Here is an 11,809-nt window from a genome sequence, read left to right as displayed (position 1 = left end):
ACCTGGAGATCTACGGCACGGACGGCACGCTCGTCATGGTCAGATAACGGCGCGTCCGCACCATGTCGTCGTAGCGGCGCCGCACCGCGGCCAGCAGGGCGTCGCGTCCCGGAATGGGGCGGGCCGGTCGCCGGAGCCGAACTCCGTGGTCGCGTACATCATTCGGCGTCTCTTCGGCGCCGTGCTGACACTGGTCATCGTCAGCATGATCACCTTCGGCATCTTCTACCTGGTGCCACGCTGGGCCGGCGGCACCGCCGAGGACCTGGCCTCCCGCTACGTCGGCCGCACGGCCAACCCGGAGCAGGTGGCCGAGGCCGCGCACGGGCTCGGGCTCGACAAGCCGTTCTTCGCGCAGTACTGGGACTGGCTGCAGGCCATCTTCGTCGGCCGTGACTTCTCGTTCGGCTCGACGCAGGCGCACTGCCCCGCGCCGTGCCTGGGTTACTCGTTCATCGGCCGTAACCCGGTGCTGCCCGACATCCTGGACCGCCTGCCGGTCACCGCGTCACTCGCCTTCGGCGCGGCGATCATCTGGGTGATCTTCGGTGTGGCCACCGGCGTGCTCTCCGCCCTCAAGCGGGGCAGCATCTTCGACCGGGCCGCGATGGGCATCGCGCTCGGCGGCGTCTCGCTGCCGATCTTCTGGACCGGCCTCGTCTCGCTGGTCATCTTCAGCTACACGCTCCACTGGACCAAGCCCGGTGGCGCGTACACACCGATCGAACAGAATCCGGGCGAGTGGGCGTACAGCCTGCTGCTGCCCTGGATCACGCTCGCCCTGCTGTTCTCAGCGGCGTACGCCCGGCTGACCCGTGCGGGCATGCTCGAGACGATGGGTGAGGACTACATCCGCACGGCACGGGCCAAGGGCCTGCGGGAACGCACGGTCGTCACCAAGCACGGCCTGCGCGCGGCGCTCACCCCGATCGCGACCATCTTCGGCCTCGACGTCGGCCTGCTGATGGGCGGCGCGGTGCTCACCGAGAGCACCTTCTCGCTGCCGGGCATCGGCAAGTACGCGATCGACGCCATCAACGCCAACGACATGCCCAAGGTGATGGGTTTCGTCATCTTCGCCGCGGGCTTCGTCGTCATCGCAAACCTGATCGTGGACGTGGTGTACGCGGTCATCGACCCGAGGGTGAGGCTGGCCTGATGCCTGCTCCAGATGCCTTCCTCGATGTGCGGGACCTGCGCATCCACTTCCCGACCGACGACGGCCTGGTCAAGTCCGTCGACGGGCTGACCTTCTCGCTGCAGCGCGGCAAGACGCTCGGCATCGTCGGCGAGTCGGGCTCCGGCAAGTCGGTGACCAGCCTCGGCATCCTCGGCCTGCACAACAAGCGCAACGCCCGGGTGTCGGGCCAGATCACGCTCGACGGCACCGACATCGTCAACGCCGACCCGGAGACGGTCCGCAAGATGCGTGGCCGCCGGATGGCGATGATCTTCCAGGACCCGCTGTCGGCGATGCACCCGTACTACACGGTGGGCCACCAGATCATCGAGGCCTACCGGGTGCACAACAACGTGTCGAAGGCGGTCGCCAAGAAGCACGCCATCGACATGCTGGGCCGGGTCGGCATCCCGCAGCCGAACCGCCGGGTCGACGACTACCCGCACCAGTTCTCGGGCGGCATGCGGCAGCGCGCGATGATCGCGATGGCGCTGTCCTGCGACCCGGAGCTGCTGATCGCGGACGAGCCGACCACCGCGCTCGACGTGACGGTGCAGGCGCAGATCCTCGACCTCATGCGGGACCTGCAGCAGGAGTTCAACTCCGCGCTGATCATCATCACGCACGACCTGGGCGTGGTCGCCGAGCTGGCCGACGACGTCCTGGTCATGTACGGCGGCAAGTGCATCGAGTACGGCTCCGCCGTGACGATCTTCGAGGAGCCGGAGCACCCGTACACCTGGGGCCTGCTCGGATCCATGCCGCGGCTCGACCGCGGCGTGAGCAACCGGCTCCTGCCGATCTCGGGCAACCCGCCGTCGCTGATCAACGTGCCGTCGGGCTGTGCGTTCCACCCGCGCTGCGCCTACGAGGCGCGGACCGGTGGTTTGGGTTCGACGGAGGTTCCGCAGCTGGTCGAGTCCGGCCGGGGCCACCTGGTGCGATGCCACATGCCCGTGGCCGAGCGCAAGCGGATCTGGCAGGAGCAGGTCCGCCCGAAGTTGGAGGCAACATCATGACGGAGAGCACCGCCCGGGAAGGCGTCGCCACGCAGACCCCCAAGCAAGAGGCGCTGCTCTCGGCCCAAGGGCTGCAGAAGCACTTCCCGATCACCAAGGGTCTGTTGAAGCGGCAGGTCGCCGCCGTCAAGGCCGTCGACGGCATCGACTTCGAGGTCTACAAGGGCGAGACCCTGGGCCTGGTCGGCGAGTCCGGCTGTGGCAAGAGCACGACCGGCCGCCTGATCACGCGCCTGGCCGAGCCGACCGCGGGCAAGATCATGTTTGAGGGCAAGGACATCTCGCACCTCAGCACCGGTGCCATGCGCCCGTTCCGGCGTGACATGCAGATGATCTTCCAGGACCCGTTCTCGTCGCTGAACCCGCGGCACACGGTCGGCACGATCGTCGGCGCGCCGTTCCACATCCAGGGCGTGAAGACCCCGCACGGCGTCAAGCGCGCGGTGCAGGACCTGCTCAAGCTGGTGGGCCTCAACCCGGAGCACTACAACCGCTACCCGCACGAGTTCTCGGGCGGCCAGCGGCAGCGCATCGGCATCGCCCGCACGCTCGCGCTCAAGCCGAAGCTGATCATCGCGGACGAGCCGGTCTCGGCGCTCGACGTGTCGATCCAGGCCCAGGTCGTCAACCTGCTCGAGGACCTGCAGGAAGAGCTCGGCCTGACCTACGTCGTGATCGCGCACGACCTGTCCGTGGTGCGGCACATCTCGGACCGGGTCGCGGTCATGTACCTCGGCAAGATCGTCGAGATCGCCGACCGCGAGACGCTCTACGCGAACCCGCGGCACCCGTACACGGTCGCGCTCATGTCGGCGGTGCCGGTGCCGAACCCGCGCCGCCGCGAGGCCAACCAGCGCCAGCGGGTGCTGCTGACCGGCGACGTGCCGAGCCCGATCGACCCGCCGTCCGGCTGCCGCTTCCGCACCCGGTGCTGGAAGGCGCAGGAAATCTGCGCCACCACCGAGCCGCCGCTCGTCATCCGCGAGGGCGACGCGCCCGGCCACCAGACCGCGTGCCACTTCCCGGTCGCCGACAACGAGGAAGTCGCGGGCCGCACGGCCGCAGCGTAAAGACGAGGTTCCCGGGTCCGTCGGGGGCGCGACCGTCGCTCCCGCCGGACACCGCTCCGCTTCGCTCCGCTGCCAGGTCCGCCGTGGGTTGCGGCAAGGGCTCAAGGGCGGGGAGGTCGGCCTCGAAGGCTGACCCGACCGACCAGTGTCGACGCCGGTGCTGACCCTCGGGTTGGTTGTGTAATCAGAGCAGTGCCGACTGCGGCGTCAACGCTCGGGTCGGTTGTGTGCTCAGAGCAGTGCCGGCTGCGGCGTCAACGCTCGGGTCGGTTGTGTGCTCAGAGCAGTGCCGGCTGCGGCGTCAACGCTCGGGTCGGTTGTGTGCTCAGAGCAGTGCCGGCTGCGGCGTCAACGCTCGGGTCGGTTGTGTGCTCAGAGCAGTGCCGGCCGCGGCCTCAACCCTCGGGTCGGTTGAGTAGGCCGAGGGCGATGCTGTGCACGGCGTCGAGGTCTCCCGGGTCTTTCAGGCTCGCCTTTCCACCGGTCACCGCGTACCACTCGGCGGCGTCCTTGTATTGCACCCGGAGCACGACGTTGCCGTCGGTCAACTCCGTCCGCAACGTCAGGTCGCCCGTGATCACGCCGACCTCGTCGGTCATCACTCCGCCCGGGCCGGCGGTGAGGTCGGACTGCTTGGCGGCGGGTTCGCTCATGGGCAGGTCTCCAGCATGTCGGCGAGCGCGTCCTTCTCCGCGCTGGTCACCGTCAGCTTCCAGTAATGCTTGACGGTGATCCAGTCTTGCGCGTATTCGCACCAGAAGTCGCGGTTGCTCGGCTTCCAGGTCGACGGATCCTGGTCACCCTTTGCCCGGTTGCTGCTCGCCGAAACCGCCAGCAGTTGAGGGCGCGTCAGGTCGTTGGCGAAGTCGCCCCGGCGCGTGTCGTCCCACTCGTCGGCGCCCGAGCGCCAGGCGTTGGCGAGCGGCACCATGTGGTCGATGTCCACGTCGGACGGATCAGTGAAGACCCGGTTGTCGTAGATGCTCTGCCACCGGCCGCCGACCACGTTGCACCCGCTCACCTCGACCCCGGTGCCGTCGCGGCCAAGCACCGTGTCGCGGACGTCACAGTTCTTGCCGGCCTTGCGCCAGTGCGGGAACCGGTCGCGGCTGTAGCCGGCCATCGAACCCGACCGGGCGACGGCCAACTGGTCGAGCAACCGGGTCGATTCGGTGGCCGCTGCGCTGGTTGTGGTGCTTCGCGGATCGGCCGAACCGGGCTCAACCGGGACGCAACCCGCGGCTCCGGCGAGCACCAGCGCGGCGGCGAGGACATTGACGAGGATGCGGGGGGTACGCACGTCCTAAGCGTGCGCCCTGCGCGCCACCCAAGCGAGAACCGCCGACGCTTTCGGCGATTCGGTGGTAGTCCGTGATCGCGCGGGGCAGATTGGGCACATGACCGTGCCCACGCCCCTGCGGCTCAAGTCATCCGCCGGACGTGGCGTGCTGTTCGCGACCATCCTCGCCTCCGGGATGGCCTTCCTCGACGGCACGATCGTCAACGTCGCGTTGCCGCACATCGGCGCCGACCTCGGCTCGAGCGTCGCCGGTCTGCAGTGGACCGTCAACGGCTACCTGCTCACGCTGGCCGCCTTTGTGCTGCTGGGCGGCTCGCTCGGTGACCGCCTCGGCCGCCGCAAGATCTTCGTGATCGGCATCGTCTGGTTCACCATCGCGTCCCTGCTCTGCGCGATCTCGCCGACCATCGGCATGCTGATCGGCGCCCGGTTCCTGCAGGGCGCCGGCGCGGCGCTGCTCACCCCCGGCTCACTGGCGATCATCCAGGCCTCGTTCCAGGCCGACGAGCGCGGCAAGACGATCGGTCTGTGGTCGGGCTTCAGCGGCATCTCCACCGCCCTCGGCCCGTTCGTCGGCGGCTACCTGATCGACGCGCTGTCCTGGCGCTGGGCGTTCCTGATCAACCTGCCGCTCGGCGTCGTCGCCGTCCTGGCGGCGTTGCGCTGGGTGCCGGAGAGCCGCGCGCCCCGCGAGGACACCAGGTTCGACGTGACCGGCGCCGTGCTCGCCGCCCTCGCCCTGGCCGGCATCACGTTCGCGCTGATCGAGGCGCCCGACGACGGCTGGGGTGCCCCGCTCGTCGTCGGCGCGATCGGCGTCGGCGTGGCCTCGGCCGTCGGCTTCGTGCTCGTCGAGCGCCGCAAGGGCGACGCGGCGATGACCCCGCCGGCCCTGTTCCGCAGCCGCGTCTTCTCGATCCTCAACATCTACACCGTCGTCGTGTACGCCGCCCTCAGCGGACAGAGTTTCTTCCTGGCCGTGACCCTGCAGAACGTGGCAGGTTACGACGCCTTCCAGGCCGGCCTCGCCACGTTGCCGGCCACTGTGCTGATGCTGCTGCTCTCGGCCCGCTCGGGCGAGCTGGCCACCCGGATCGGCCCGCGCTGGCAGCTCACGATCGGCCCGGTCGTCGCCGCCATCGGGGTGATCCTGCTGCGCCGCGTCGGCCCGGACACCGACTACCTCACCGACGTGCTGCCCGGCGTGCTGCTCTTCGGCCTCGGGTTGGTCACGCTCGTGGCGCCGCTGACCACCGCCGTGCTCGGCGCGGTCGAGATGCAGCACTCCGGCGTCGCCAGCGGGGTCAACAACGCCGCGGCCCGGGCCGGCGCGCTGCTCGCCATCGCCGCGCTGCCGCTGTTCGTCGGCCTGAGCGGCGCCGCCTACGAGGTGCCCTCGGCGCTGACCGCGTCGTTCCGCGAGGCGATGCTCTGGTGCGCCGGCCTGATGGTCTCCGGCTCGGTGCTGGCGGTCGTCTTCTGTGGACGCCTGCCCAGGATCGCCTGGCACCGCGCGGTGACGACCATGACGACGCCCAACCACTCAGTGCACCCGGTGCAGGAAAGCGACGCCTGAAGGCCGGAGCCCGGCACCCCGTGTTCGGGTGCCGGGCTCCGGTCTTTTTCCGGGATCGCCGGTTACTTGCGGGCGCGGTTGACCGCGCTGGTGATGGCTCGCATCGAGGCGTTGACGATGTTCGGGTCGAGGCCGACGCCCCATACGGTGGCGCCGTCGACGTCGCATTCCACGTACGCGGCCGCCCGCGCGTCGCCGCCCGAGGACATGGCGTGCTCTGCGTAGTCGAGCAGGCGTACCCGGATGCCCATGGTCTGGATCGCGTTGACGTAGGCGTCGATCGGGCCGTTGCCGACCGCGGTCAACACCCGCTGCTCGCCGGCGTACTCGACCGTCGCCTCGACCTCGACCTTGTCGTCGACCGTGGCCGTGGCGTACCCCCGCAGCGTGATGTCGTTGCTCTGCGGGGTGAGGTACTCGGCCGCGAAGATGTCCCACATGCGGTCGGGCTCGACCTCGCCGCCCTCGGTGTCGGTGCGCGCCTGGACGACGCCGGAGAACTCGATCTGGAGGCGTCGCGGCAGGTCGAGGTTGTGCTCCTCCTTCATGATGTACGCGACGCCGCCCTTGCCGGACTGCGAGTTGACGCGGATGACCGCCTCGTAGGTGCGGCCCACGTCGCGCGGGTCGATCGGCAGGTAGGGCACTCCCCAGGTGAAGTCGTCGATCGGGACGCCGGCGTCCTTGGCGTCCTTGGCCAGGGCGTCGAAGCCCTTCTTGATCGCGTCCTGGTGCGAGCCGGAGAAGGCGGTGTAGACCAGGTCACCGGCGTACGGGTGGCGCTCGTGCACGGGCAGCTGGTTGCAGTACTCGACCGTGCGCTTGATCTCGTCGATCCGGCCGAAGTCGATCTGCGGGTCGACGCCCTGCGAGAACAGGTTCAGGCCCAGCGTGACCAGGTCGACGTTGCCGGTGCGCTCGCCGTTGCCGAACAGGCAGCCCTCGACCCGGTCGGCGCCGGCCAGCACGCCCAGCTCGGCGGCGGCGACGGCGGTGCCGCGGTCGTTGTGCGGGTGCAGGCTCAGCACGACGCTCTCGCGCCGGGGCAGGTTGCGGTGCATCCACTCGATCGAGTCGGCGTACACGTTGGGCGTGGCCATCTCGACGGTAGCCGGCAGGTTGATGATCAGCGGACGGTCCGGGGTCGGGTCGATCACGTCGATCACGGCGGAGCAGACCTCGAGGGCGTACTCCAGCTCGGTGCCCGTGTAGGACTCCGGCGAGTACTCGTAGAAGATCTCGGTGTCCGGGGTGTGGATCTCCGCGTACTTCTGGCAGAGCCGCGCACCGCTCGTGGCGATGTCGGTGATGCCGTCCCGGTCGAGGCCGAACACCACCCGGCGCTGCAGCGTCGAGGTCGAGTTGTAGAAGTGCACGATCGCCCGCTTGGCGCCGCGCAGGGACTCGAACGTGCGGTCGATCAGGTGCTCGCGACACTGGGTCAGCACCTGGATCGTCACGTCGTCCGGGATCATGTCGTCTTCGATGAGCTGGCGGACGAAGTCGAAGTCCGTCTGGCTGGCGGACGGGAAGCCGACCTCGATCTCCTTGTAGCCCATCTCCACCAGCAGGTGGAACATCCGGCGCTTGCGCTCCGGGGACATCGGGTCGATCAGGGCCTGGTTGCCGTCGCGCAGGTCGACGGCGCACCAGCGGGGCGTGGTCTCGATGCGACGGGTGGGCCAGGTGCGGTCGGAGAGGTCGACACCGAACTGCTCGTGGTACGACGCGTACCGCTGGAAAGGCATCTGGCTGGCGCGTTGGCGGGCGATGGGATTTTCGGACACTGCAGGATGTTCCGAGGTCACGTCAGACATCGCGGAGAAGCTCCTGAAGAAAGGAAGTCATGGGCGCCGCCGGGCGGCTGGAAGATTCAGGTGCGGTGCAGCGAGCGGACGGCGCGATTCAGCTCCGCGACGGGGTGCCGGCCTGGGGGGCCCCGTCGCGGCAGCGAAGCAGGAGCTGCCGGTGCCACATGACAACGATCACCCTACGTGAGCCCGTGGTGATTTGGCCAAGGACCTTCCGGACTCTGAGACGCAAGTCTCGTCAAGTCGTCGGTTGACCACTCGCCGTGACCGTCGGCGTGGGGGTCGGCGGGGCGGCCATGCCGAGGGGCTTGTCGTCGGTCACCGGACCCGGCAGGGCCACGCTGGCCGGCGCCGGGCCGGGCGGGCCCGCGAGCAGCAGATCGCCGTAGTCGAGGCGGGCCGCGGTCAGCGTGCCCTCCTGGTCGTAGCAGTAGATGCCGACGTCGAGGGCGGCGTTGACCGAGGCCGTCGTGGTCTCCACGGCGAAGCAGTCGCCCTTGGCGCCGGCCAGCGGGGCGGTGGTCGACACGTCCAGCGGCGCGCCCGGATCGGTCAGCACGTGGCGCACGGTGACCAGCGCGCGCTGCACGTCCGGGTCGATCGCGTTCGGCACGTCGGCGTCGGGACCGCCGATCTTCACACAGGTGGGCGTCACCGGCTGGTCGGCCGAGGGCAGCGCGCACTGGAAGAGGCCGATCTCGTTGCGCACGATCGAGATGTCGACCGTGCCGCCGAGCGCCAGGTCCGGCACGTCGACCCGCCAGCTGCCGTCCTTCGCGATCGTCACCGAGACGCTGCGCTCGCGGTCGTCGGTCCTGTAGCTGTAGATCGCCGTCAGCGTGCGGTCCTGCGCGGCCGCGGCGAGGGCGGCGAGCTGGTCGCGGGCGTCGGCGGTGGCGGGCGGCGGCTCGGTGGTCGGGCCCGTCGCCTCCTGGGTCGGGGCGTCGCCGTCACCACAGCCAGTGAGCAGGAGCACGCCGGCCAGCGCGCCGGCGAACCACCGGCGCGGGCCCACCCCGTACGCCCACACGGGTTTCATTGTGGGGGTGACGCCATGTAGACCGGTCCATGCGTATCGGCGTGTCTCAGGGCGTGTGGAACTTCTCCATGTGAACGGTGCGTGACGGTCCGTCAGATGGTGGGATCGCGACTCCCCTCACACCCTGGCCGCCGGTACCCTGACGGGGGAAAATTCGCGCGCCGCCGGCGGCCAACCCGGCGGCGCTCGGCACGTTTGGTGAAAGGGAGCGACCCGCGGTGGCGCTTGTTGTGCAGAAATACGGCGGCTCGTCAGTCGCCGACGCCGAGCGAATCAAGCGGGTGGCCGAGCGGATCGTCGACGCGCGCAAGGCGGGCAACGACGTCGTGGTCGTCGTGTCGGCGATGGGCGACACCACCGACGAGCTGCTCGACCTCGCACACCAGGTCAGCCCGCTGCCGGCCGGCCGCGAGCTCGACATGCTGCTGACCGCCGGCGAGCGCATCTCGATGGCGCTGCTCGCGATGGCGATCCAGAACCTCGGCTACGAGGCGCGGTCCTACACGGGATCGCAGGCCGGCGTGCTGACCACCTCGGTGCACGGGCGCGCGCGGATCATCGACGTGACGCCGGGTCGGTTGCGCGGTGCGCTCGACGAGGGCGCGATCGCGATCGTGGCCGGCTTCCAAGGCGTTTCCCAGGACACCAAGGACATCACGACGCTGGGTCGCGGTGGCTCCGACACGACGGCGGTCGCCCTGGCGGCGGCGCTGTCGGCGGATGTCTGCGAGATCTACACCGACGTTGACGGCGTCTTTACGGCCGACCCGCGTATCGTGCCGAATGCACAGCTCATCAAGCAGGTCACCTACGACGAGATGCTGGACCTGGCCGCCTGTGGCGCCAAGGTGCTGATGCTGCGGTGCGTGGAATACGCGCGGCGCTTCAAGGTGCCGATCCACGTCCGCTCGTCCTACTCGCAGAACCCCGGCACTATCGTCACCGGATCGATGGAGGATCTTCCCGTGGAGCAGGCACTGATCACCGGAGTCGCTCACGACCGGAGCGAAGCCAAGATCACGATTGTCTCGGTCCCGGACGAGCCCGGCGCGGCCGCCAAGATCTTCGAGACCGTGGCCGGTGCCGAGATCAACATCGACATGATCGTGCAGAACATCTCGACGGGTCAGCCGGGCGCGCACCAGAGCGGCCGCACCGACATCTCGTTCACGCTGCCGCGGGCCGACGGTCCGGTGGCGATGGCCGCGCTCAACCGGGTGCAGGCCGAGATCGGCTTCGAGACCCTGCTGTTCGACGACCACGTCGGCAAGGTGTCGCTCATCGGCGCCGGCATGCGCTCGCACCCGGGCGTGGCCGCGAAGTTCTTCGCCGCGCTCGCCGAGGCCGGCGTCAACATCGAGATGATCTCCACGTCGGAGATCCGGGTGTCCGTCGTCTGCCGTGACACCGACCTCGACGAGGCGGTCCGCGCCGTACACGATGCGTTCGATCTGGGTGGCACCGAGGAGGCTGTGGTCTACGCGGGGACCGGGAGGTGAGCCCGGTGTCCGGTCTGCCTTCCCTAGCGGTTGTCGGCGCGACCGGAGCCGTCGGCACGGTGATGTGCGAGCTGCTGTCGGCGCGCAAGAACGTGTGGGGCGAGATCCGCCTGCTGGCCTCGGCCCGGTCGGCGGGCAAGAAGGTCTACTGCCGCGGCGAGGAGCTGACGGTCCAGGAGCTGTCGGAGTCGTCGCTGGCCGGCATCGACGTCGCGATGTTCGACGTGCCGGACGAGGTGTCGGCGGAGTGGGCACCGCGCGCGGCGGCCCTGGGGGCGGTGGCCGTGGACAACTCGGCCGCGTTCCGGATGGACCGCGACGTGCCGCTGGTGGTCCCGGAGATCAACCCCGAGCAGGTCCGCAACCGCCCGAAGGGCATCATCGCCAACGCGAACTGCACGACCCTGACGATGATCGTGGCGATCGCGCCGCTGCACCGTGAGTATGGCCTGCGGGAGCTGGTGCTCGCGTCGTATCAGGCGGTATCGGGCGCCGGCCAGGTCGGCGTGGACACGCTGCACGACCAGCTGAGCAAGATCGCGGGCGACCGGGTGCTGGGCTCGCGCTCCGGCAACGTCCGCCAGGCGGTGGGCGACGACCTTGGTCCTTTCCCGGCGCCGCTGGCCTTGAATGTGGTGCCGTGGGCGGGGTCGCTCCGGGACGCCGGATGGTCGTCGGAGGAGCTGAAACTCCGCAACGAGTCACGCAAGATCCTGGGCCTGCCGGACCTGAAGGTCTCGGCGACGTGCGTCCGGGTCCCGGTGGTGACAGGCCACTCGGTAGCGGTCCACGCGGTCTTCGGCGCCGAGGTGACGGCGGAGGGCGCCCGCGAGGCGCTGCGCAACGCACCGAGCGTGATCCTGGTCGACGACCCGGGTGCGGGCGAGTTCCCGATGCCGATCGACGCGGTGGGCACGGACCCGTCGTGGGTGGGCCGGATCCGGCGTGCAATGGACGACCCACGGGCGCTGGACCTGTTCGTTACGGGTGACAACCTGCGGAAGGGTGCGGCCTTGAACACGGCCCAGATCGCTGAACTGGTAGCGGCAGAGCTCACCGCGAAGTAGTCGGCGCAGCTGCTCTGGGCGGGCCGCGGCGCGAGGTCGGTTTGCGGCAGTGGGTTGAGGCTGCGCGGCGAGGTTGTGGTCTGTTGGCTGGGGCGGTCACGGTGACGCTGATCGGCGTAGCTGCTCTGGGCGGTCCGTGGCGCGGGGTCGGGGTTGCGGCAGTGGGTTGAGGCTGCGCGGCGAGGTTGTGGTCTGTTGGCTGGGGCGGTCACGGTGACGCTGATCGGCGTAGCTGCTCTGGGCGGTCC

The 11,809-nt window shown here is 69.5% G+C and carries 10 protein-coding genes; 6 read left to right on the top strand and 4 right to left on the bottom strand.

Translation table 11 applies throughout. The annotated features are described in order from the left end of the window. Nucleotides 1-145: 145 nt before the first annotated feature. The 3 genes from AB0H87_RS05700 to AB0H87_RS05690 are packed head-to-tail and all read left to right on the top strand — an operon-like array spanning nt 146 to nt 3,269. Nucleotides 146-1,159, top strand: coding sequence for an ABC transporter permease (locus tag AB0H87_RS05700; protein WP_360140192.1), 1,014 nt, complete (start codon nt 146-148; stop codon nt 1,157-1,159). Continuing rightward, on the top strand, nt 1,159-2,199 hold the full coding sequence (locus AB0H87_RS05695) for an ABC transporter ATP-binding protein (RefSeq protein WP_360140186.1): 1,041 nt from the start codon (nt 1,159-1,161) through the stop codon (nt 2,197-2,199). Before AB0H87_RS05700 ends, AB0H87_RS05695 begins: the two co-directional genes overlap by 1 nt. Beyond that, nucleotides 2,196-3,269 carry a dipeptide ABC transporter ATP-binding protein gene (locus tag AB0H87_RS05690; protein ID WP_360140183.1) on the top strand — a complete coding sequence of 358 codons (1,074 nt, stop codon included), beginning with the start codon at nt 2,196-2,198 and terminating at the stop codon, nt 3,267-3,269. The genes AB0H87_RS05695 and AB0H87_RS05690 overlap by 4 nt, the downstream gene beginning before the upstream one ends. A 395-nt stretch (nt 3,270-3,664) precedes the next feature. On the opposite strand, the gene AB0H87_RS05685 is transcribed toward AB0H87_RS05690, so the two are convergent. Next, complete coding sequence (locus AB0H87_RS05685) at nt 3,665-4,024, bottom strand: hypothetical protein (RefSeq protein WP_360140180.1); 360 nt, start codon at nt 4,022-4,024, stop codon at nt 3,665-3,667. Beyond that, a complete protein-coding gene (locus AB0H87_RS05680; protein WP_360140177.1) occupies nt 3,919-4,569 on the bottom strand; it encodes an HNH endonuclease family protein in 651 nt (216 codons plus the stop codon). Before AB0H87_RS05680 ends, AB0H87_RS05685 begins: the two co-directional genes overlap by 106 nt. 97 nt (nt 4,570-4,666) lie before the next feature. On the opposite strand from AB0H87_RS05680, the gene AB0H87_RS05675 reads away from it, so the two are divergent. After that, on the top strand, nt 4,667-6,145 hold the full coding sequence (locus AB0H87_RS05675; protein ID WP_360140174.1) for an MFS transporter: 1,479 nt from the start codon (nt 4,667-4,669) through the stop codon (nt 6,143-6,145). Nucleotides 6,146-6,207: 62 nt separating this feature from the next. Here the strand turns inward: AB0H87_RS05675 and leuA are convergent, their stop codons facing one another. Together leuA and AB0H87_RS05665 are read right to left on the bottom strand one after the other, a co-directional pair. After that, nucleotides 6,208-7,962 (bottom strand): 2-isopropylmalate synthase, encoded by a 1,755-nt coding sequence (gene leuA, locus AB0H87_RS05670; protein WP_360140171.1) that lies wholly within the window; start codon nt 7,960-7,962, stop codon nt 6,208-6,210. 232 nt (nt 7,963-8,194) lie between these two features. Continuing rightward, nucleotides 8,195-8,986, bottom strand: coding sequence for a hypothetical protein (locus tag AB0H87_RS05665; protein ID WP_360140168.1), 792 nt, complete (start codon nt 8,984-8,986; stop codon nt 8,195-8,197). 227 nt (nt 8,987-9,213) lie between these two features. Between AB0H87_RS05665 and AB0H87_RS05660 the strand changes: the two genes are divergently transcribed. Together AB0H87_RS05660 and AB0H87_RS05655 are read left to right on the top strand one after the other, a co-directional pair. Next, the gene (locus AB0H87_RS05660) at nt 9,214-10,494 is read left to right on the top strand and encodes an aspartate kinase (protein WP_360140165.1); all 1,281 of its coding nucleotides are present in this window, start codon (nt 9,214-9,216) and stop codon (nt 10,492-10,494) included. A gap of 5 nt (nt 10,495-10,499) precedes the next feature. Next, nucleotides 10,500-11,561 (top strand): aspartate-semialdehyde dehydrogenase, encoded by a 1,062-nt coding sequence (locus AB0H87_RS05655; protein ID WP_360140162.1) that lies wholly within the window; start codon nt 10,500-10,502, stop codon nt 11,559-11,561. Nucleotides 11,562-11,809: the final 248 nt, after the last annotated feature.

The sequence above is a fragment of the Asanoa sp. NPDC050611 genome (assembly GCF_040654855.1).
Lineage (GTDB): Bacteria > Actinomycetota > Actinomycetes > Mycobacteriales > Micromonosporaceae > Asanoa.
The sequence above is the reverse complement of the archived record's forward strand: the minus strand, read 5'-3'. Positions and strand labels throughout refer to the sequence as shown.

Excerpts from the sequence above, each read along its gene's own strand:
- AB0H87_RS05695 (WP_360140186.1), top strand. The coding sequence starts at position 1,159 with ATGCCTGCTCCAGATGCCTTCCTCGATGTGCGGGACCTGCGCATCCAC.
- AB0H87_RS05690 (WP_360140183.1), top strand. The coding sequence starts at position 2,196 with ATGACGGAGAGCACCGCCCGGGAAGGCGTCGCCACGCAGACCCCCAAG.
- AB0H87_RS05675 (WP_360140174.1), top strand. The coding sequence starts at position 4,667 with ATGACCGTGCCCACGCCCCTGCGGCTCAAGTCATCCGCCGGACGTGGC.
- leuA (WP_360140171.1), bottom strand. The coding sequence starts at position 7,962 with ATGTCTGACGTGACCTCGGAACATCCTGCAGTGTCCGAAAATCCCATC.